This window comes from Chitinophaga sp. G7 BAM 1005 (assembly GCF_057126945.1).
Genome location: NZ_CP181478.1, coordinates 4097081 through 4118332, shown reverse-complemented (window position 1 = coordinate 4118332; position 21252 = coordinate 4097081). Strand labels below are relative to the sequence as shown.

Sequence of the window (21252 nt, the reverse complement as noted above, 5' to 3'; positions counted from 1 at the left end):
TAAAACCCGGTTATCATGAAAAAGAAGCAGATTATTGTGTCCCTACATGATTACGAAATCCTTAAAACCCTGTGCTATCATGCACCGGGTACCGATAAGCTGAGAGAAGAGCTCGACAGGGCCACTGTCAGGAAAGGTAAGGTACCTGCCGATGTGGTACAGGTAAACTCCACCCTTAAATTCAGAGATGAGCGCAGTGGGGCCATCAGAAATGTACAGCTGGTATTGCCGGCTGCCAGCAATTTACAGCTGGGTAAGTTATCGATCCTTTCTCCCATAGGCACGGCCTTACTGGGATATAGTACAGGGGATGTTGTTGACTGGGAAGTGCCTGCCGGAAAAACGCAGCTGCATATCCTGGATGTAACAAACCCGGAAGGTACTGTATAAAAGAGGCTCAATAAAAAGGAAGCCCTGGCAAACGCCAGGGCTTCCTTTTTATTGATAAGTTATTTTATCGCCGTATTTAATGTGATACTTGTCGCAGAATCCACCGTTTACTTCCAGCACGTATTTGGCTTTTTTGAAAGAAGGAAGACTTTCTTCCGACAGGGGGGTAGCGTATTTCTGAATGGACACAATTTCCAGCTTATCATCTATGTAGATAATATCAAGGGAGATGTAGGTATTTTTCATCCAGAATGCGCGTTCTTCCATATCGGGGAAAATGAAAAGCATACCCTGATCGTCTGTCATGGATTTGCGGTACATCAGTCCATCGGCGCGCTGTTCGTCTGTTTGGGCCAGCTGGATATCTATTTTCCGCAGGGTATCTGCTCCTGATTTGGAAACGAATGCCAGGGCGCCTTGTTTTTTGAACGCGATGCCATTGGAAGTTTCACCGGCAGTTTCCGTAGTGGTCGCCGTGTTGGTACCGGTGGCTGCGGAACTGTTGGTGTTACTGTTGTTCTGATGACAGCCAGCGATATATAAACTGGCTACCAGGATACATTTCAGGTGTAATTGCATAAAACAGCGATACTATTTGGTCAGCAGTTCTTCGTCTGAAAAAACTACATCTGTGTAATCTCTTATTTCATTGTACACGGTATCTCTTTCCACGGGCCTTCTGCCGGCCTGTTTGATGAGCATGGTGAGTTGGGCGGTGTTCATGGAAGGGTTTTGTTCTTCCGAACCTGCCATAGAGTAAATTTTGGTGGTATCGTCTATCGTGCCATCGAGGTCATTCACACCGAAAGACAGGGTAAGCTGTGCAGTGTTTCTTCCCAGCATAGGCCAGTAGGCTTTCAGGTGGGGGAAGTTATCCATGTATAAACGTGCGATGGCGTACAGTCGGAGGTCTTCCACGATGGAGGATTCCGGGATATGCGACATGTCATTACCTTTATTCCGGAACTTCAGCGGAATGAAGGTATTGAAGCCACCGGTTTCATCCTGCAGGGAACGTAAGCGTTCCATGTGGTCGATGCGGTCTGCAAAAGATTCAACATGACCGTACAGCATGGTAGCGTTGGTATGCATGCCGCGGTTGTGGGCTGCTTTATGAATGGTGAGCCATCCGTCGGCATCTACTTTATCGTGGCATATTTTAGCGCGTACTTCGGGTGCAAATATTTCAGCGCCGCCGCCTGGCATGGATTGCAGGCCAGCTTCGTTGAGGATACGCATGCCTTCCTCTACACTTACTTTGGCTTTGCGGAACATGTAATCCAGTTCTACAGCGGTAAATCCTTTGATATGCAGGTCCGGACGGTGTGCCCTGATCTTCTGGATCAGTTCCACGAAGAAGTTGAGCTGCATTTTTGGATGTACGCCGCCAACAATATGTACTTCTGTAACGGGTTGGTTATCGTATTTTTTAACGATGTCCATCATCTGGTCGATACTCAGTTCCCATCCGTCTTCCCTGTTTTTATACAACCGGGAATAGGAGCAGAAGTGGCAGGTGAATACACAAACGTTGGTAGGTTCAATATGGAAGTTACGGTTGAAGTAAGTCTTGTCGCCGTGCATCCGCTCCCGTACCAGGTTGGCTAACGCGCCCAAAAAGCCGATATCGCCTTTTTCAAATAAGATCAGCCCTTCTGCGGGTGTAATTCTTTCCTGTTGAAGGATCTTTTCTGCAATGCCCTTCAATGCTGCGTCCAGGTTGGGTTGCTGAAGGAGCGTTTGAACAGCCGGATAATCTTGTCTCATCGTCATCTTACTTTCATTAATTTGATGGTGTTGGCCCTGTTCCTGTAAATTAATTTTACAAAATAAACACCATTTGGCTCATTTACCAAATTAAAGGTCAGCCGGCTGCCGGCGCCGATTGCTGCGGCCGGGCGGCTCATAATAAACTGCCCCTGTACATTGTAAATAGATACCTGCAGCAGGTCTTCCGGTATTTCCAGGAATGTTACCCAAACGATGCCGTCTGTTGGGTTGGGATTTACCAATACCCCTTTTTCACGGAGGGTTTGATTCACTGATTTGGTGACAATATTAATATTATCAATATAAATGTTATTCTCTGAATTTGAGATGTTTCTGAAGGCTACCTGGAACTTTCCTTTATGGCTTACAGCGGTCAGATCCACAGAATCCCGGCGCCATTCGGTGGCGGTAGGGATGTATTCTGTTTGAACAGCTGCAGGGTGTGTAATAAGATTGGGCCCCCATTTGGAATACAGGATCTGGCCGGTTTCGCGGCAGTCGTTGGTAACCAGCACCTGCAGGGTATCCCATGCGTTTCCGGTGGCAGCGGGGTCGGTAAATACGGCGGCGGCTACGTCGAAAAAGAGGAATACGGAGTCGGCGCCCTGCGGATCAATGACCGGTGTAATGAGATCGTCTGTCTGGTCGTTGGTATTGTATCCCAGGTTGCGTATGAGGGCGGAGGCGCTGCTGCCTTTGCCCACATTCCGGACGCGTTCCCAGGTGAAGCTGTGATCAGGATTATAGAGGTCCCAGCCCGGGGGCGGGAAGCTGTCGTTTTCAAAGCCTTGTTCAAAAGGCAGGGTGGCTTCCGCATCATAACGGAAACGGATATCCGCTGTATCGTTGGTAACATTTCCATCCTGTTGGCCGTTGGGCGATTGCGTATATGCTTTCAGGTTATAGCTGCCGATCGCTACATTGGAAGAAGGAAGTGTAACAGTGGTTTGCTGCAAACTAGCCAGGTTGCCTGCCCACTGGTAAGAGGTAAGGGCGCCGCTGTTTACCTGGTACCAGATCCTCACAGCAGTGAGAGCGTTGGCGCCGCGGTTACGCAGGGTTACTACCGGTGTAATATTGTTGTTGCATATTTTGCCATCCGGGGCGTTGATGCTAACCAGGGAGGCGTCGTTATTCACCATAGCGGGAGGTACGCAGCCGTTGGAGGTCATCAGGCTGGCGGTCATATTTTCCAGTACAAAGCGCATGCGATCCACCTGGCCGGCGGTAAAGAGGTGCATACAGGCGTCATCTGTATAATCCATGTAGTTCATGAACATAACACCCGGTGAGGTAGCGGTGCAGTTGTCGAGCCGCGGAAAGGAGGGGCATCCATATGTGTTATCGCCTTGCAGGGGCGTATCGGTGATGCCATCATCAATGGTACATCCTCCGTTATCATCTCCCCAAACATGTTTTAACCCGAAATAATGCCCTATTTCATGCGTGGCGGTTCTGCCGAGGTTGTAGGTACTGCCTACGCTGCCGGTAGTCCCAAAAGCGGTGTATTGCACCACTACGCCTTCCTGTTCAACAGGGTAGCCGGTACCCGGAGGAGCGGCCACGCCGAGGTAATTGCCGGAAAGGCGGGTGACCCAGATGTTGAGGTATTTGCTGTGATCCCAGGCATCGGAGCCGCCGGTGTTGTTGTACTTGGCGTCTGCCGCTGCGTTGCTGATGGAGAAGCTTTGACCGGCAGCAGTTTGCACCCTTACAATGCCATTGGTAGGTTCGTCGTCGGGTGTTCTTTGGGCGAGGCAGAAATTGATGCGGCTGTTGCCGATTAGCGCCTGCCATATTGCGGGCACCTGGGAGATATCGGGATTGGCGGCGTTATAATCCCGGTTCAGGGCATCGATCTGGGAGGCGATCTGCGCATCGGTTACCAGCGCCGGATTATCCAGTACTACGTGGATCACCACGGGAACAGATACTGTTTGCGGAATGGCTTCCACCATCGCACGTTGCTGTTGCCGTTGCTGGCCCAGCATCATTTTATTTTCGTTATTCTGTATAATATTTTGAAGAGAAGGAATTTCTTTTACCCGCTGTTGCAGTGCTTCGGCAGTGCCGCATTTACGTTGACCGTTGGCCGTAGCGCAATAAAAAAAGGTAACCAGGGCGAGGATATAGTGACGCAAAAAAGTAGATTTTGGCTTTGAAGATACGCGAAAAATGTGTTTCTGGATCTCCCGCAAAAAAAAGCGCTCCGGATCAAACCGGAACGCTTTCAAAACTCAGTTTTTATAAAAATTACATATTGGCCTGTATTTTTTTATCCAGTACGGATTTAGGCACAGCACCTACCTGTTTGTCTACAACCTGACCGCCTTTTACGAAAAGGATAGCCGGGATGCTGGTGATACCGTAGTTTACAGACAACTGTGGATTCTGATCCACGTTAACCTTTCCGATATTTACTTTACCTGCGTAATCTTTAGACAGTTCTTCGATTACCGGACCGATAGCGCGACAAGGACCACACCATTCCGCCCAGAAGTCAATAACAGTTAATTTATCGGAATTCAGAACTTCCGTTTCAAAGTTCGCATCAGTGATTTCTAAAGCCATATTCTTTGATTTTAAAATGTTTTTATTTTAACGATTGTTTTGATTTTTATGATTGCGTTATATTATAATCAAATCTTGATCCGAGTGCAAATTACTGCATTTTTGACATCTTACTTATTGATTATCTCTATATACACATCAATATCCGGCTGTTTGTGAAGGAAACCCGCCAACTCGTCATTCATCTCTATATTCCGGTTAAAAGTATGCAGTTTTGCCTGGGTTTGATCGTCGCGGTCGGTCAGGTGTACATGCAGTACGCTGTTGCCCGGGAAGCGGTTTACATTGTCTACCAGGAAGTCTACCATTTCCTTTTTGATGAATTTGGGCATTGTGTTCAGGTACACCTGTTTGGTGTGCGTTTTCTTCACTTCCTGTAACAGCTGGATGCTGCTTACTTTGAACTCATATTCATTGTCATTAAACCGTTTGGATTTGAAGCCGCCGTTGATAAACAGGCAAAGGCCCGGTTTCAGGTAGGGGGCAAAGCGGATGAAATCTTCACTCCACAGGGCAAATTCAAACTTACCGGTGTAATCTTCGATGGTCATTACGCCAAACTGGCGGTTATTACGGGAAATCCTCTCCTGGGCGTTGGTGATATATACCGCCAGGCGGAAATTGCGTTCCCTGGAGCGGCCGCCGTTGCCGCCCGGCTGGGCTATTTCGGTCTGATATTCCACCAGTTCCTGTACGGAATTCATGTGGTAATGCTTCATTTCAAAGCGGTAGTCGTCCAGGGGATGGCCGGAAATGTAGATACCGGTGATATCCCTTTCATTGTTGAGCTTCATGATCAGCGGCCAGGCGTCGCAGGCTGGGATCTTTGGTGGTTCCACATCCGGGAGGTCGTCGGCGCCGAAGAGGCTGCCCATGTTGGAAGAGCCTGCTGTTACCTGCTGCCCGAATTTCACGATTTTATCCAGGCCGGTGAGTTGTTCGCCTTCCGGTTTGTGGAAATACTGCGCGCGGTGCAGTTCGGGGAAGCTGTCGAAAGCGCCAGACATTACCAGGGCTTCCAGTGATTTTTTATTTACAGCGCGTTGGTTAACGCGTTTGATAAAGTCGAAGATATTTTTGAAAGGACCGTCTTTTTTACGTTCTTCCAGCAGGTTTTCGATGGCGGCTTCACCTACGCCTTTCAGGCCACCAAGACCGAAGCGTACCTGGCCCTGTTTATTTACAGCGAAACCTTTGAAAGATTCATTCACATCGGGCGGCAGTACGTCGATGCCCATGCGTTTGGATTCTTCCATGAAGAAGGTGATCTTTTCAATATTGCTGGCGCAGTTCAGTACGGCGGCCATGTATTCGGAAGGGTAGTGGGCTTTCAGGTAGGCCGTTTGATAGGCCACGAACGCATAGCAGGTGGAGTGGGATTTGTTGAATGCGTAGGAGGCGAAGGCTTCCCAGTCGGTCCATACTTTTTCGCAGACCTTTGGATCATGGCCGTTTTTGGCGCAACCTTCCATAAACTGCGCCTTCATTTTATTTAGTACGGCGATCTGCTTTTTACCCATCGCTTTACGCAGTACGTCCGCGTCACCTTTGGAGAAGCCTGCCAGTTTCTGGCTCAGCAACATCACCTGTTCCTGGTATACCGTGATACCATAGGTATCGTTGAGGTATTCCTCCATTTCGGCGATATCGTATTGCACCGGTTCCAGTCCGTGTTTACGGCGGATAAAGGAAGGGATGTACTCCAGTGGTCCCGGGCGGTACAGGGCGTTCATGGCGATGAGGTCATCGAACCTGTCGGGTTTCAGTTCGCGCAGGTATTTCTGCATACCGGGCGACTCGAACTGGAACGTTGCGTTGGTTTCACCTTTCTGGTAGAGGTCATATGTTTTGGCGTCGTCCAGCGGGATATTATCTATTTCGATGGAGATGCCGTGGTTCTGGCGGATCAGTTCCAGCGCGCCTTTGATGATGGTAAGGGTTTTCAGCCCCAGGAAGTCCATCTTGATTACGCCGGCAGATTCAATAATGCTTCCTTCAAACTGGGTTACCAGCAGGTCGGAGTCTTTTGCGGTAGATACGGGGATCAGGTCGTACAGGTCCTGCGGGGCAATGATGATACCTGCCGCATGGATACCGGTATTACGCACGGAACCTTCGAGTACACAGGCTTCGCGGAGCACTTCAGCCTGGAGGTCAGTGCCTTTGATGAGTTCCCGCAGCTTTTTCACGTTCTCAATGTCTTCACCTGCGAGACCTTCCTTATCGGCGAGGCTCTTTTCTCCTTCGAGGGGGGCGTTGAAGATACGATCCAGCTGGATACCGGGTTTATCCGGAACCATTTTAGCGAGGATGTTGGATTCTACCAGGGGGAGGTCCATTACGCGGGCCACGTCCTTGATACTCATTTTGGCGGCCATCGTACCGTAGGTAATGATCTGTGCTACCTGGTTGCGGCCATATTTCTGTACTACGTAGTCAATTACTTTCTGACGGCCTTCATCATCGAAGTCCGTATCAATATCGGGCATGCTCTTACGTTCCGGGTTTAGGAAACGCTCAAACAGGAGATTGTACTTGATGGGGTCTATATTGGTGATGCCAATACAGTACGCTACGGCCGATCCGGCGGCGGAACCACGGCCCGGACCAATAAATACGCCCAGTTCACGGCCTGCCTTGATGAAATCGGCCACAATGAGGAAGTAACCGGCAAAACCCATGTTTTCGATTACCTGCAGCTCAAAGTTGATACGTTCTTCAATATCGGCGGTCATTTCCATGTACCGGGTACGGGCCCCTTCATAGGTGATATGACGCAGGTACTGGTCCTGGGTAATAAATTCTTTCGGAATAGGGAAGTTGGGCAGCAGGATATCTCTTTTAAGATCCAGCAGCTGTACTTTATCTACAATTTCGTTGGTATTATCGATGGCCTGTGGAAGATCATGAAACAGTTTGCTCATTTCTTCCGTTGTTTTGAAATAGAACTGGTCGTTATAAAAAGCGAAACGCCTGTTCTTTCCGCCACCACTATCATCGTCAGAAAAATCTTTATTGGTAGGGGTGCTTTTCTTTTCGCCGGTGTTGATACAAAGAAGGATGTCGTGTGCATTGGCATCGGCCTGGTCTACATAGTGAGAGTCGTTGGACGCGATCACCTTCACATTATACTTCTCTGCAAAGCGGAGCAGGACTACGTTTACCTGTTCCTGTTCCGGAATGCCGTGGCGTTGTAATTCTACATAAAAATCTTCTCCGAAAATATCCAGCCACCAGCGGAATTCTTTTTCTCCTTCTTCTTCACCTTTGCGCAGGATGATCCTGGGTACAGAGGCGCCGAGGCAGCAGGTGGTGGCGATGAGCCCTTTGTGATATTGTAATACGAGTTCTTTATCGATACGGGGATACTTACCATACAGTCCTTCCATATAGCCAAGGGAGCAAAGTTTGATGAGGTTGCGGTAACCCTCATCATCTTTTGCCAGTAACACCTGGTGATAACGCACATCTTTTTCTTCTCTTGTAAAAGCTCTCTTGTGGCGGTTTTCCACTACATAGAATTCGCACCCTACGATGGGCTTTACTTTCAGTCTTTTATCTTTCGGATCGCCCGGATTTAGTTTATTGTTGTATGCTTCTGCCACAAACTGAAATGCGCCAAACATATTACCATGATCTGTAATCGCCAGTGCGGGCTGATTGGAAGCCATCGCTTTTTTATACAGCGATTTAATGTCGGCAGCCCCATCCAGTAAAGAGTATTGGGTGTGAACGTGTAAGTGGGAAAAATTCATCTGCTAATCTGTTTCGTCAAGCGACAAAAGTAATGTAATTAGTGCAAAGGAATCGCCTTCGGCGATTTTAAATTCTCTTTTTGCCTGATTAGACTGATTAACCGTGATTTCGCTGATTTGATTGTGTTTTGATTCTTTTGATTTCTTTATGATTAATAATAGTTAAGGAAGATAACAGCTTGTATATCCGCTTATATCTTCCCTGATCCTTTATAAATCCATTATAAAATCAAAACACAATCAAATCAGCGAAATCACGGTTAATCAGTCTAATCAGGCAAAAAGACAATTTCCATCGCCGAAGGCGATTCTTCGCGTAAAATCAACAATTGTAAATCGCTATATATTTGTATTTTAGCAAAAATTTAGCCAGCGCTTATGATCAGAGTAAAGGGACATCTACTTGTGAAGTTATCGATATGTGCATTATCGCTCAGTTCCTGCGCTTCATTAAAGAAAGGTACCGCTAATAAGAAACCTGCCACCACACCAGCCACTGCCAACAACCGTATTGAATTTATAGATGGTATCGCTACCAGCCGTACTTCCCGCAATAATACTTCTCACTATAACAGCAAAGATGTAAGCATCAGTAAAAACATTACCAGGGGCAGCGCCAACCTGGAAAATGCACAGAGCTGGCAATTTAAATATGCTCAGTTACTGGATGTGGCGGTGGAAGAAGTACTGAACCAGAAACTCTACAGTTTTATCGACGACTGGTACGGCACACCTTACCGGCTTGGCGGGAAAACGAGAGACGGCATCGATTGTTCGGGGTTTGTGAATACCCTGATGAACACCGTGTTTCAACTGGGCCTTTCCGGGAATTCCACCGACCTGTATTCACAGGTGAAAAGATTAAAGCCGCATGACCTGCATGAAGGTGACCTGGTATTTTTCAGAATCCATCATAAACGTATTTCCCATGTAGGCATCTACCTGGAGAACGATAAATTCGTACACGCATCTACCAGTGCCGGCGTCATGATCAGTGATCTGAAAGAGCCTTACTGGAAGCGTTATTTTGCCGGCGGAGGAAGACTATAGCCACTTCTACACATTTGTTTTATTGTTATTTTTATACGATTTTTACCCTTTTAACCTAACAACTGCGCTGCGCAGTACTTTTTTATATCATGGAATTTGCTCCCATCGTATTATTTGTATACAACCGGCCAGAGCTGACCCTGAGTACTTTACAGCATCTGAGTGAAAACAGGGAAGCAGGGGAGAGCACCTTGTATGTTTATTGTGATGGCGCAAAAGAAGGCGCTTCCGAAGAACAACGGCAGCTGATCAAACAGGTGCGCGACATCGTACACAGCCGGCAGTGGTGTAAAGAAGTGAATATTTTAGAGGCGACAAAGAACAAAGGACTGGCTACCTCCGTGATCGATGGGGTAACAGAAGTGATCAGCAGGCACGGGAAAATAATTGTATTGGAAGATGATCTTACGGTATCTCCCTTCTTCCTGAAATATATGAACGATGGGCTCACAAAATATGAGCACAACGAAAAGGTAATGTCGGTGCATGGATATCTGTATCCGTTTAAGATGCCGGCAGATTATAACGCCTCTACTTTCCTGGTGCATGATCCGGGCAGTTTGGGCTGGGGTACCTGGCAGCGGGCATGGAATAAGTTTGAGCGGGACACCGATGTGGTAATAACCAAAATAAAAGAACTGGGTTTGAAAGCGGCGTTTGATTTCTGGGGAGCTTATCCTTTCTTCCGGATGCTGCACCAGCATAAGCATGGGAAAGTAAGCTCGTGGGCCATCCGCTGGAGGGCCACCGCCTACCTGCACGACATGCTTACATTATACCCGGTAAAATCGCTGGTAAGACATGATGGCAACGTAGCCTCGGCCACCCATCATTACAAGGAGGAAGATTGGCTGTATACAGACATTTATCAGCATCCCATTGCGGTAGATGACATTCCTGTAAAGAATAATTTGCCGATGGAAAAAGTGTTTGCAAAATTCCTGCGGGCGAACGCCGGTATGACGATACCTGCGAAGATTAAAAACAGGCTTAAAAAATACTGGAGAAAAATAACCGGCCATGCTTAAAGTAATCAGGAAGATATTCAAAAAGATGAAACGGGAAGTAATATCTCCCGTTTCCTGGGATAATTTAAGGAGATTGCAACCGCTTGCCACAGGCTTTGGTTACAATCGTGGTACCCCGGTAGACCGGCACTATATCACCTCTTTTCTCAGCGCCCACCGTGCCGATATTCACGGGCAGGTACTGGAAATAGCCGAAAGCAGTTATTCAAAGCAGTTTGGTACCAATGTGAGCAGCTATGAAGTATTGCATGTGCAGCCAGGCAAAGACGTGACCATCATCGGCGACCTGACCAACAAAGCATCGCTGCCGGCCAACTATATCGACTGTTTCATTTGTACGCAAACGTTTAATTTTATCTACGATTTTAAAACAGCCATCGAAGGAGCGCATCACCTGCTAAAGCCGGGAGGCGTGTTGCTGGCTACACTGGCCGGTGCTACGCAGATCTCCGTATACGACGAACAACGGTGGGGCGACTACTGGCGGTTCACCATACAATCGGCCGCGAAAGTTTTCGGCGAAATTTTTGGTAAAGACAATATCGACATCATCTCTTACGGCAATGTACTCACCTGTACGGCTATCCTCCAGGGAATTACCGCAGAAGAATTATTGCCGGAAGAACTGGATTACCGCGACCCGGTATATCCTATTATCATTGCGGTGAGGGCAAAGAAAGCGTAACGATTAAAAACTGTACTATTATCTGATGGGAGACCTGAGTAAAAAAATATTTTCAGTGATGCACTATGTGGCCAACAAGGTGCAGCAACCGGCGGTTATTTTACTGTACCACCGGGTTACTACCCTGCAGCAGGACCCACAAGACCTCTCTGTTACGCCGGAACACTTCAGCTCACATTTAGCGCACCTGGCCACCGACTACAATGTGCTGGATGCCGAACAGTTCCTCTATCATGTAAAAAACAAAAAAGTCTTCCCGGAACGCTCTGTATTTGTGACGTTCGACGATGGCTATGCAGACAACTACCTGGAGGCATTGCCTTTACTAACCAGGCACCAGGTGCCTGCCCTGTTTTATATCACTACCTCTAAAATCAATACTGCTTACGAATTGTGGTGGGACGACCTTGAAAGAGTGCTGCTCACGCCCGGTAACCTGCCGCCTGTTTTACAGATCACCATCAACGGGCAGCCGGCGCAATACACCACAGATACGCTTGCGGCTATACGCGAAACATATTACGCGCTGCAGCAGGTACTGCGTTTCTGTAAACCTGCGGAAATTGAATCGGCCATGCAGCAGCTGTATGAATGGTCCGGAAAAACCGCTACCGGTCGCTCTTCCCACCGGTTAATGACCTGGGAAGAAGTAAAAGCAATGGGCAATGCTCCCTATGCTGCCATTGGTTGTCATACCCACCGTCATCCGGCAGTGGGTATGCTGAGCTATGAAGAACAGTATACCGAAATTGGGATGTCCAGGGAAATACTGGAAGGCGTACTGGGCACTCCACAGGTACATTTTTCCTATCCTTTTGGCGGCAGAAAGTTCCTCGGCACCAAACGCTATTACAACGCAGACAGCATCAAAGCCTGTAAGGCGCTGGGTTTGCAGATGGTATGCGCTAACTACCACGGGCAGGTACATAGCTGGAGCAATCCGTATGCGCTGCCCCGTATCCTGGTGCGCAACTGGCCACCGGACGTATTCCGTAAACAAATGCAACAGTTCTTTAAATACTAGCCGGTGAAAGTACTTTTTATCAATAAATATGAGAACAGCGGCGGCGCTGCCATAGCGGCGCAGAGGATCGCAGCCGGGCTGGCGGAGTATTATCATACCGTCAATGATTTCCTGGTGGGCACCCATACCGCTTCTTCCCGCGCTACTGCTACCCGTCCGGGTGCGGTGCGGAATGTTATTGAAAGAGGTCTTAATGTACTGAGTAACCGGGCAGGATTACAATATTTATATTTTCCTTTTTCCACTTCTGCCATCATGCGGCATGCACAGGCTTATCAGCCTGATGTGATCAGTCTGCATAATATTCACGGCGGATATTTTGACGCCACCTTATTACCGCGCTTATCCGCTATAGCCCCTATTGTATGGACCCTGCATGATATGTGGGCCATCACGGGCAACGCGGCGCATACCTTCGGCGACACTGCCTGGAAAAGCGGGGTGGCCGGCAAAGGGGAGCACAAACGCGCTCCCGCTATGGGATTGCCTACCGGCAATTATCTCATGAAGCGAAAACAAAAGCTGTATGCAGGCAGTGACCTGCATATTGTTTCGCCTTCGCGGTGGTTGTATAACATGACCGCTGAAAGTCCGCTTACAAAGAACAAACCGCTGTATCACATTCCGAATCCTATCGACACGGATTATTTCCGGCCGCAGGATAAAGCCGCCTCCCGCCAGGCACTGGGCCTTCCGGGAGATGCCTCCGTGATCACTTTTGTTTCCGAGCGGCTGTTTAACAGCGAGTTTAAAGGCGGCGCAGAACTGCTGCATATTTTACACCTGCTGGATGCACAGCTGGACCGGAAAGTGTACCTGCTGATGATAGGTAAGGACCAGCTGCCCGGAACATTTAAACACCTGGAATGTGTGTATACCGGTTATGTGAAGGAAACAGAGAAAATGATGCAATGTTACAGTGCCAGTGATATCTTCTTTTATCCCACCAAGGCGGATAACCTGCCCAATGTGCTGATAGAGGCCGGTAGTTGTGAAACGGCCTGTATTACTTTTGATGTAGGCGGATGCCGGGAAATAGTGCAGGAAGGCGTAACGGGATATGTGGTTGCACCCGGTAACCAGCAAGAGTTTGCCGCAAAAACGCTGCTGCTGCTGAACCAGCCGGATACCTGCCGGCAGTTTGGCAAAGCGGCCAGAACATTTACAGAACAGTATTTTGGAATGAAAGTAGTAGCCGGACAGTACTTTCACCTGTTTCAATCAGTGGTCAGGAACCCGCAATAATAAGATACATGAACAAAGCATCTTCGCCGGTATTAAGCATCATTACGGTGTGTTTTAATGCTGAGAAATTTATTGAGAATACCATTCAGAGTGTGCTGGCGCAAACTTACCCGCACATTGAATACATCATTGTAGACGGCGGTTCGCTCGATAATACAATAGGGGTGATCGAAAAATACCGCTCCCGTATTGCCACGGTGATCTCTGAAAAAGATAATGGTTTGTACGATGCCATGAATAAAGGCATGCAACTTGCTACAGGCGGGTACCTGTTGTTTCTCAATGCGGACGATGTACTGGCAGCACCCGATGTGGTCAGCAAAATGTTCGCCACCTGCGAAGATGCCGATGTGTATTACGGAGAAGCCATGTTTATGGATGGGGACGGGCAGGACATTGGGTTGAGATCTGAACAAACACCGCACAGGGTGCCGGAGCAACTGACCTGGAAAAGCCTGAAACATGGCATGGTGGTATCGCACCAGGCATATGTGATCCGCCGCAGTTTGAGTCCGTTATACGATTTGCAGTACCGGGTTTGCGCGGATATTGACTGGATGATCCGTACATTAAAGGCATCGCGCAAAATATGTAACACGCACCTGGTAGTGGCAAGGTTCAGGGTGGGCGGTACGTCCAAGCAGCACCAGCAACTGGCGTGGAGGGAGCGTTACAGGATATTGAACCACTATTACGGTAAGCTGGCCAACCTGGTGAATCACCTGTTTATCGCAGGCAGGTACCTGGTTCGCAAAAAGTACTGATTGTTCCGTAAAATGAACCACAACGGATATCGTATATTGAAAATGATGTCTATCTTGTGAAGGTCGTCTTTCTGCGGAAAGTGAATGATTTAAAAAATTAAACCATTATAATGAATCGCATTGCTGTCATTAAATCTTTGTTGCAGAGAACAAAGGCCAAAGTTTACGTTGAAATAGGAGTAGATACCGGATATGTGTTCTTTTCACTGAATGCGCCGGTAAAAGCAAAAATTGCTGTTGATCCTGAATTCAGGTTTTCCTTCAGGGCCTGGTTACGCACAAAGCTGAGACCGGGCAATGCCAAATACTTCCAGGTAACCAGCGACCAGTTTTTCGCAGATCAAAAAGAGATGCTTCGCCGGGATGGTATTGATGTAGCATTTGTAGATGGTTTACATACTTACAAGCAATGTTACCAGGATATCGTTAACTGCCTGGAATTCCTGAACGACGGTGGTTTTATTGTGGTGCATGATGTGAATCCTCCCAATGCTGCCTGCGAATCGCCGGTAGGAGCTTCACAACAGGAAGTGCTGGCAAAGGCTGAAAGAGGGGAAATTCCTGACTGGACCGGCGCCTGGACCGGCGATGTGTGGAAGTCGATTGCCATGCTGCGCACCCGTAAGGATTTGCAGGTGTTTACCATCGACAGCGACTGGGGCATCGGCGTTATTACCAAAGGCACTCCGGAAAGTGTGCTGGACGTGAGCATACCGGCCATTGAAGCCATGAGCTATGCCGATCTTGAAAAGAAACGGTATGAACTGATTAACTTAAAACCTTCCCATTACTTCTTTGAATTCCTGCAAGAGAAATACAGAAAATAGCCGGAATGAAAAAGGTATTTGTTGTTATTGTCACCTATAACGGAGCGAAGTGGATACATCAATGCTTTGGCAGTTTACGGTCGGGCAGTTATCCGGTGCAAACAATCGTGGTGGATAATGGCTCAACAGATGCTACCATTCCTATGCTGGAAGCGGATTACCCGGAAGTAACGCTGATCCGTTCGGGCAGGAACCTGGGATTTGGACAGGCCAATAATATGGCTATTAAACAGGCATTGCAGCAGGGAGCAGATTATGTTTTCCTGCTGAACCAGGATGCCTGGACAGAAGGGAATACTATTGCGGTGCTGATCAATGTAATGGAGCAATACCCGGAATACGGGATAGTAAGCCCGGTACATCTGAGTGGCGACTACAGTGGTATGGATGCAGGGTTCGCACAGTATTACAGTGCCAGTCAACCTGCGCCTGGAGAACCGGCAAAGGACATATACCCCGTGGAGTTTGTAAATGCCGCCGCCTGGATGATGAGTAGAGCCTGTCTGGAAAAAGCGGGGTTGTTTCACCCGGTATTTTTTCATTATGGAGAAGATAATAATTTAGCGCAGCGGGTACTTTACTACGGGTTTAAGATAGGTGTATGCCCGGCAGTAACCATTTGCCACGACCGCCACGCCCGTAAGGAAACCGAAGAGATGATCATTAAACATTACAAGGTGTACGGTTTGGTTACCTTAATGGATATACGAAGAAGAAATCTCTTTGTAGCTTATCTGAAAGCGTTGAAAGACCTGGGAAAGCCGTTCTTGCTGGCATTAGCGAAGCTGAAATGGGGCAATGCGTGGAAAATCATCCGCACTTATACGGGTTTGATATCACTTTACCCGGTGGTAAAAAAAGGCAGAAGCGAACAATAACAAAATATTATATAAAAGAAGAAGGGCGGAGATGATTTTCCGCCCTTCTTCTTTTATATAATATTACAATGCTTATTTTTTAGCAGCAGGTTTTTGCGGAGTCACGGGTTCCGGTACAACGCCTGTTTTGTTTTGCCTGATCACCTCAAAGACGAGGGAAGCCGCTACCAGCAGGAGCAGGAGTACAGAAGTGATATTGGCTATTTTCAGTCCTTTCAGGAATGTTTGCGGCTCAAATTTCATTTCTATCTTATGCTCTCCCGCGGGTATTTTCAGTCCGCGCAGTGCATAGTCGGTGCGGATAATATCAGTGGGTTTGCCATCGATAAATGCGTTCCATCCGGCAGGGTAGTATATTTCAGAGAATACGCCGAAACCTTCCTGGCTGTTGCGGGAAGTGTATTCCAGTTTATTCAGTCCGTATTTGGTGAGTTTGATGGCAGCGGTGCTATCGGCGCCTGGCCTGAAGCTGCCCAGTTGTTTTTCAAACCGTTTGTCGATCACTGCGGAGTCGCGGGTATTCAGCGCATCCAGCGTTTTCATTTCTGTATTGGCATCGGGCGCCCATACGATATCACGTACAAACCATGCATTACCATAGGCATCCGGATTACGTTGTGCTACCGGCTGACCTGTTTTCTGATCGGGTACGATAAAGTATTTTGTGTTGAGCATGTTCAGCACATGCATATTGTTTTTGGCGATCTGGTGAGAGATGAGATCCTGGTAGATCCACAATTTAGCGGGGCTGTAGCCGCCGATATTTTTGTGGAAGTAAGAAGGGGATGCATCATCAAACGGAGAGGTGGTAAGATTGAATACGCGGTAGTATGGGTCCGGGTCTTGTTTGATTTGAAGATCGGCAGGGGACGGCTGCAGGTCCTGCATGTAGCTCATATCATCCACAAAGCTTTCGCTGCCGAGGTAGTTTTTATCTACCTGCCACAGATCGATGGTAACGGCTGCGGTGATAACGATGGCCGCTACCTGCCATTTCATTTTGTTTACGAGGAAAGCCCATATAGCGCCGGCAGCCACCAGGATAAAGAACGCAGAGCGGAAAGCGTCTGTCAGCAACAGGCTGGCGCGGTCTTTCTCGAGGGCGCGGATAAGAAGCTTACCGTTTTCCTCCCCCCCCATCATTTGGGCGAAATATTGCAGCATGTTATCGTCGCTGGCGGATTTGAAGCCCACGAAGAAGTAGCTGATGAGGACAAAACCGAGGATACATGCACCGGTGATCAGTGCAGATTCTTTCAATTTTTTCAGCAGTTCTTTGGTAGTATGTTTGCCATTGGCAATTTCCTGTAAGCCCCAGCAGGCCAGTACTACAAAGGTGAGTGATGGCAGTACCAGTGCTTGCGCCGGTGCGCGGAATTTATTATACAGCGGCAGGTTGTAGAACAATGGATCGTTGATAAACGCCAGGTTTTTACCCCATGCCAGTATAAAGCCGATCACCGTTACAGCGATCAGCCACCACTTATGCCAGCTCTTCACTAACAGTAACGATAGTATGAAAAGGAAGCAGATGATAGCACCTACATATACCGGGCCGGAAGTACCTTTCGACTGGGCGCCGTAGTAGAGCGGTAATTTCTGCTGGCTCAGGAACTGTTCCACCTGCGGCTCGGCCGCGCCAAGACTGATCATTTGCTGACCGAAGTTGGAGCTTACCTTCAGCTTCTGGCCGGAGGAGTTACCCACATAGCCGGGGATCAGGAGTGTACCCGATTCTGCTTTACCATAGCTCCAGTCGTATGCGTAATCAATATCCAGGCCGGTGGACTTCTTCTGGTTTACATCATCTTTGTCCAGGGTGAGTTCCGATTTGCTGCCACGCATGGTGTAGTCGGTGTATTCACGCAGGATCATCAGGCTGTCCATAGAAGTGAGTACCGCCAAAACGCCGGCTACGGCGAGTAAGGCCGAAGCTTTGAAGAACTGGAGCAGTTGTTTCTCCCGGAAAAAATGTATAAATGCACACACGGCCAGGCAAAGCACCATGATCAATGTGTAGTAGATGATTTGCAGGTGGTTATTATAGATCAGCATGGCGGTGGCCAGGGCTGTTAACGCAGCGCCGGTGATCAGGCGACCGCGGTAGGTGAGCACAATGCCTGCGAGTACAGCGGGCATCAGGGCGATATCGTACATCTTGGTAACGTGACCCACATCGATGAGGATCACATTATAGGAGCAGAAAGCAAAAGCGATGGCTCCCATTACCCGGATCCAGTATTTGAAATCCAGTATACAGAGAAGCAGGTACATGGATATCATGGCCAGGAACAGCATATTAACAGGATCCGGCGTATACAGCGTCACAATTCTATTCATGTACGCTATTTTATTGGCGCCCGGACCCGTATATATCACATAGGAGGGCATCCCGGCAAACATACTGTTGGTCCATAACGGACGTTCGCCGGTTGCTTCATAAAAGTCCTTTGCCTCTTTCGCCATTCCTTTTACATTCTTCATGTCGCTCTGATTCACCACCTTGCCTTCAAGGACAGGAGCGCAATAAACAAATGCCAGCAGGAGGAAGAGCCCTATTGCTGCAACATGTGGAAGAATGGCTTTTAGCCAGTTTTGCTTCATCGGATATCTTGGATTTAGTTTTAAAGAAACAAAAATAACTGTAATTTATCCGAAATTTCAATATGCGCTGGATCCGGTTTCTCTTAAAATTTGCATTTATATGCAATCTGTGCTTTATAATCAGTGAAATCCTGCGCATTACAGCTTATGACCATTCTTTTGATAACGTGGTGAATCATATACTGGTATTGGGTGTGGGCATTGCTTTTCCGTTGAATGCCTTTTTATGTATGCTGGCGGGTGTGTTATTATTGTTAAAAAAAATACAATGGAAAACATTACCGCCCTGGTTATATTTGTTCAATATTGCTATCCTTGTATTTCAACTTATAGTTAATTACTAATGCTCAGAAATCTGTTAAACGATAAGCCCACCAAACTGTTCGTGATATTTACCAGCTTCTTTGTGGCGAATGCGCTGATTGCAGAATGTATTGGCGGTAAATTATTTTCCCTGGAGAAGTTACTGGGATTGCCTGTGCATACCTTCACCCTGTTTGGCGAAAGCGGATTGGCGTATACCTTAACGGCTGGGGTACTGTTATGGCCGCTGGAATTTGTGATGACGGATATTGTGAATGAATACTTTGGCCCGAAGGCAGTGCGCCGTATTTCTTACATCGCCGTGGGGTTGATCTCCTATGCGTTTATTATGTTTTGGGTAGCTATGAGCGTGCCTGCCGATGGCTGGTGGAAGGGCAGCCGTGCAGATGCCGGTATTCCCGACATGCAGCATGCCTTTACCAGCATTTTTGGTCAGGGTATGTGGATCATCCTGGGCAGCTTAACCGCTTTCCTGGTAAGCCAGATCGTGGATGTGACCGTGTTCCATAAAATTAAAAAGCGTACCGGCGAAAAGCATGTATGGCTGAGGGCAACCGGTTCCACCATTGTATCGCAGCTGGTAGACAGCTTTATTGTATTGTACATTGCCTTTAAGCTGGGTAACGACTGGAGCTGGCAGCGGGTACTGGCTATATGCCTGGTGAACTACAGCTATAAGTTTGTGGTGGCGGTGGCGCTTACTCCGTTGATTTATTTTATAGAACACCGGATTGAACGTTACCTGGGGCATGATACCGCTAAGCAGATGAAGGCGGCTGCGATGGGTAAGGAGCAACCGTTTGAAGAACCTGTTACTAACAACTGATAAAAAGAAGGGGGCTGTTTGATCAAACAGCCCCCTTCTTTTTTAGTATTTTGCTTTTACCATGTCTGCCACTACTTTATCGATGGGCAGGGTTACGGCCATTGATGAAAACTCATCCCAGCTGATCCAGCGGGCGCGTTCCACTTCTTCCACGCCTTCCGGTATGGTAAAGTCGAACGGCGTAGTGCTTACCGATGCAATGAACGGCGACAGCGGCGTTACGAGGTAATAAATAGAAATGATCTGTGTAACGTTATCGAAAGCTGAGATCTGGAAGAAGTCGGTGGTATAGATATGTTCTACCACTTTTACGTCCTGGTCCAGTTCTTCCTGCCATTCGCGGACGATGCACTCCAGAGTGCCTTCGCCAAATTCCAGGCCGCCGCCAGGGAATTTGGTATAATAACCCCCACGTATATACTCGTCGCTCACCAGCACCTGCTTCTGATCGTTGATCATGATGCCGTATACTCTTACGTTAAATCCTGTTTGCATATGCTTATTTAAAAAGGGCTAAAACCACTTCTTCTTCATAAAATACCAGCTGATAACTACAGAAATAGCGATCGACAAAATAACCGGTATATAGAAGGCGTGAAGGGTATGCTGGTAGGGGATATCCACGTTCATGCCATAGATACTGGCCACCAGCATGGGAAATGTAAGGATAATGGTAATGGAGGTAAGCCGCTTCATCACCACGTTGAGGTTGTTGGAGATGATGCTGGCAAAGGCATCCATCGTACTGCTGAGGATGTTCGTATACACATTGGCCATTTCCAGCGCCTGGGAAGTATCCACGATCAGATCCTGCAGGAATTCTTTTTCATCTTCATTCAGTCCCAGGAAATTGGTCCGTTCCAGCTTCATGAGCAGGAGCTCATTACTACGCAGGGCGGTTACAAAATACACCAGGCTTTTCTGGATACGCATAATACCCAGCAGTTCCTCGTTCCGGTTGGAATCGTATAATTTAGCCTCCAGCATGTTCCTGCGCTGGTTAATTTCCTTCAGGTAATCGAGGAAATTGATGACCACTTTCTCAAATATTTTCAGGACCATCATATTCCTTTTCTCAGGAGAGCGGTTATGAAAAGTATTCAGGAACTTTTTGATGGCGGTATTGTCGAAGGAGTTTACCGTAATGATCTGGTGGTGGGTCAGGATAATTACGATGGGGATGGTGATGTAATAGGCTTCGCTTTCGTTGATCGAATTATTTTCGGTCGGCGTTTTCAGGACAATGAGCTTTACATTGTCTTCCAGCTCAAACCTGGCTTTTTCGTCAATATCGAGGGAATCCGTGAGGAAGTCCAGGGGAATATCGAGTTCCTCGGATAACTGTTCAAATTCAGCCTGTTTAAGCGGGGGGGTAATATTTACCCAGGCACCGTTTTCCGGCTGGTGTATTTCTACAGTTTTGGAATCTATATTTGTAAAATACTGGATCATCGGGCGCAAAGGTAGTTAAAATGTTGAATCCTGTTTTCATTTGATGTAATATTGTGCAA

The 21252-nt window shown here is 47.7% G+C and carries 18 protein-coding genes; 10 read left to right on the top strand and 8 right to left on the bottom strand.

All coding sequences use genetic code 11. From position 1 onward, the window contains the following. The first annotated feature begins 15 nt into the window (after positions 1-15). The gene (locus tag ACMXI2_RS16285) at positions 16-390 is read left to right on the top strand and encodes a GreA/GreB family elongation factor (RefSeq protein WP_483777149.1); all 375 of its coding nucleotides are present in this window, start codon (positions 16-18) and stop codon (positions 388-390) included. A gap of 48 nt (positions 391-438) precedes the next feature. Here ACMXI2_RS16285 and ACMXI2_RS16280 read toward each other — a convergent pair whose 3' ends face one another. The 5 genes from ACMXI2_RS16280 to dnaE all read right to left on the bottom strand — a co-directional run bounded on the left by ACMXI2_RS16280 (position 439) and on the right by dnaE (position 8486). Further along, complete coding sequence (locus tag ACMXI2_RS16280; RefSeq protein ID WP_483777148.1) at positions 439-969, bottom strand: DUF192 domain-containing protein; 531 nt, start codon at positions 967-969, stop codon at positions 439-441. A gap of 12 nt (positions 970-981) precedes the next feature. Beyond that, the gene (mqnE, locus tag ACMXI2_RS16275) at positions 982-2163 is read right to left on the bottom strand and encodes an aminofutalosine synthase MqnE (RefSeq protein ID WP_483777147.1); all 1182 of its coding nucleotides are present in this window, start codon (positions 2161-2163) and stop codon (positions 982-984) included. Further along, positions 2160-4301, bottom strand: coding sequence for a M43 family zinc metalloprotease (locus tag ACMXI2_RS16270; protein WP_483777146.1), 2142 nt, complete (start codon positions 4299-4301; stop codon positions 2160-2162). The genes mqnE and ACMXI2_RS16270 overlap by 4 nt, the downstream gene beginning before the upstream one ends. 112 nt (positions 4302-4413) lie before the next feature. Beyond that, positions 4414-4731 carry a thioredoxin gene (gene trxA, locus ACMXI2_RS16265; protein ID WP_079472839.1) on the bottom strand — a complete coding sequence of 106 codons (318 nt, stop codon included), beginning with the start codon at positions 4729-4731 and terminating at the stop codon, positions 4414-4416. 110 nt (positions 4732-4841) lie between these two features. Next, on the bottom strand, positions 4842-8486 hold the full coding sequence (gene dnaE, locus ACMXI2_RS16260; RefSeq protein ID WP_483777145.1) for a DNA polymerase III subunit alpha: 3645 nt from the start codon (positions 8484-8486) through the stop codon (positions 4842-4844). A 378-nt stretch (positions 8487-8864) separates the two neighbouring features. Between dnaE and ACMXI2_RS16255 the strand changes: the two genes are divergently transcribed. From ACMXI2_RS16255 to ACMXI2_RS16220, 8 genes are all read left to right on the top strand, one after another. Further along, positions 8865-9536, top strand: coding sequence for a C40 family peptidase (locus ACMXI2_RS16255; protein WP_483777144.1), 672 nt, complete (start codon positions 8865-8867; stop codon positions 9534-9536). A gap of 89 nt (positions 9537-9625) precedes the next feature. Continuing rightward, a complete protein-coding gene (locus ACMXI2_RS16250) occupies positions 9626-10564 on the top strand; it encodes a glycosyltransferase family protein (protein ID WP_483777143.1) in 939 nt (312 codons plus the stop codon). Next, positions 10557-11249 carry a methyltransferase domain-containing protein gene (locus ACMXI2_RS16245; protein WP_483777142.1) on the top strand — a complete coding sequence of 231 codons (693 nt, stop codon included), beginning with the start codon at positions 10557-10559 and terminating at the stop codon, positions 11247-11249. The genes ACMXI2_RS16250 and ACMXI2_RS16245 overlap by 8 nt, the downstream gene beginning before the upstream one ends. 25 nt (positions 11250-11274) lie before the next feature. After that, on the top strand, positions 11275-12273 hold the full coding sequence (locus tag ACMXI2_RS16240) for a polysaccharide deacetylase family protein (RefSeq protein ID WP_483777141.1): 999 nt from the start codon (positions 11275-11277) through the stop codon (positions 12271-12273). A 3-nt stretch (positions 12274-12276) separates the two neighbouring features. After that, a complete protein-coding gene (locus ACMXI2_RS16235; protein ID WP_483777140.1) occupies positions 12277-13518 on the top strand; it encodes a glycosyltransferase in 1242 nt (413 codons plus the stop codon). A gap of 8 nt (positions 13519-13526) precedes the next feature. Beyond that, positions 13527-14282: a glycosyltransferase family 2 protein gene (locus ACMXI2_RS16230; protein ID WP_483777139.1), complete on the top strand. Its 756-nt coding sequence runs from the start codon at positions 13527-13529 to the stop codon at positions 14280-14282. 110 nt (positions 14283-14392) lie between these two features. After that, positions 14393-15109 carry a class I SAM-dependent methyltransferase gene (locus ACMXI2_RS16225; protein WP_483777138.1) on the top strand — a complete coding sequence of 239 codons (717 nt, stop codon included), beginning with the start codon at positions 14393-14395 and terminating at the stop codon, positions 15107-15109. A 5-nt stretch (positions 15110-15114) separates the two neighbouring features. Further along, positions 15115-15987: a glycosyltransferase family 2 protein gene (locus tag ACMXI2_RS16220; RefSeq protein ID WP_483777137.1), complete on the top strand. Its 873-nt coding sequence runs from the start codon at positions 15115-15117 to the stop codon at positions 15985-15987. A gap of 72 nt (positions 15988-16059) precedes the next feature. Here the strand turns inward: ACMXI2_RS16220 and ACMXI2_RS16215 are convergent, their stop codons facing one another. Next, the gene (locus tag ACMXI2_RS16215; protein ID WP_483777136.1) at positions 16060-18591 is read right to left on the bottom strand and encodes a YfhO family protein; all 2532 of its coding nucleotides are present in this window, start codon (positions 18589-18591) and stop codon (positions 16060-16062) included. 343 nt (positions 18592-18934) lie between these two features. Between ACMXI2_RS16215 and ACMXI2_RS16210 the strand changes: the two genes are divergently transcribed. Then, positions 18935-19741, top strand: coding sequence for a queuosine precursor transporter (locus ACMXI2_RS16210; protein ID WP_483777135.1), 807 nt, complete (start codon positions 18935-18937; stop codon positions 19739-19741). Positions 19742-19783: 42 nt separating this feature from the next. On the opposite strand, the gene ACMXI2_RS16205 is transcribed toward ACMXI2_RS16210, so the two are convergent. Together ACMXI2_RS16205 and ACMXI2_RS16200 are read right to left on the bottom strand one after the other, a co-directional pair. Further along, a complete protein-coding gene (locus ACMXI2_RS16205) occupies positions 19784-20236 on the bottom strand; it encodes an NUDIX domain-containing protein (protein ID WP_483777134.1) in 453 nt (150 codons plus the stop codon). A gap of 18 nt (positions 20237-20254) precedes the next feature. Next, complete coding sequence (locus ACMXI2_RS16200; protein WP_079472853.1) at positions 20255-21193, bottom strand: magnesium transporter CorA family protein; 939 nt, start codon at positions 21191-21193, stop codon at positions 20255-20257. Between the last annotated feature and the right edge of the window lie 59 nt (positions 21194-21252).

Bases quoted from the DNA above. Each gene is read 5' to 3' on its own strand.
- ACMXI2_RS16285 (WP_483777149.1), top strand. From the start codon at position 16: ATGAAAAAGAAGCAGATTATTGTGTCCCTACATGATTACGAAATCCTT.
- ACMXI2_RS16280 (WP_483777148.1), bottom strand. From the start codon at position 969: ATGCAATTACACCTGAAATGTATCCTGGTAGCCAGTTTATATATCGCT.
- mqnE (WP_483777147.1), bottom strand. From the start codon at position 2,163: ATGACGATGAGACAAGATTATCCGGCTGTTCAAACGCTCCTTCAGCAA.
- trxA (WP_079472839.1), bottom strand. From the start codon at position 4,731: ATGGCTTTAGAAATCACTGATGCGAACTTTGAAACGGAAGTTCTGAAT.
- dnaE (WP_483777145.1), bottom strand. From the start codon at position 8,486: ATGAATTTTTCCCACTTACACGTTCACACCCAATACTCTTTACTGGAT.
- ACMXI2_RS16255 (WP_483777144.1), top strand. From the start codon at position 8,865: ATGATCAGAGTAAAGGGACATCTACTTGTGAAGTTATCGATATGTGCA.
- ACMXI2_RS16250 (WP_483777143.1), top strand. From the start codon at position 9,626: ATGGAATTTGCTCCCATCGTATTATTTGTATACAACCGGCCAGAGCTG.
- ACMXI2_RS16245 (WP_483777142.1), top strand. From the start codon at position 10,557: ATGCTTAAAGTAATCAGGAAGATATTCAAAAAGATGAAACGGGAAGTA.
- ACMXI2_RS16240 (WP_483777141.1), top strand. From the start codon at position 11,275: ATGGGAGACCTGAGTAAAAAAATATTTTCAGTGATGCACTATGTGGCC.
- ACMXI2_RS16230 (WP_483777139.1), top strand. From the start codon at position 13,527: ATGAACAAAGCATCTTCGCCGGTATTAAGCATCATTACGGTGTGTTTT.
- ACMXI2_RS16225 (WP_483777138.1), top strand. From the start codon at position 14,393: ATGAATCGCATTGCTGTCATTAAATCTTTGTTGCAGAGAACAAAGGCC.
- ACMXI2_RS16220 (WP_483777137.1), top strand. From the start codon at position 15,115: ATGAAAAAGGTATTTGTTGTTATTGTCACCTATAACGGAGCGAAGTGG.
- ACMXI2_RS16215 (WP_483777136.1), bottom strand. From the start codon at position 18,591: ATGAAGCAAAACTGGCTAAAAGCCATTCTTCCACATGTTGCAGCAATA.
- ACMXI2_RS16210 (WP_483777135.1), top strand. From the start codon at position 18,935: ATGCTCAGAAATCTGTTAAACGATAAGCCCACCAAACTGTTCGTGATA.
- ACMXI2_RS16205 (WP_483777134.1), bottom strand. From the start codon at position 20,236: ATGCAAACAGGATTTAACGTAAGAGTATACGGCATCATGATCAACGAT.
- ACMXI2_RS16200 (WP_079472853.1), bottom strand. From the start codon at position 21,193: ATGATCCAGTATTTTACAAATATAGATTCCAAAACTGTAGAAATACAC.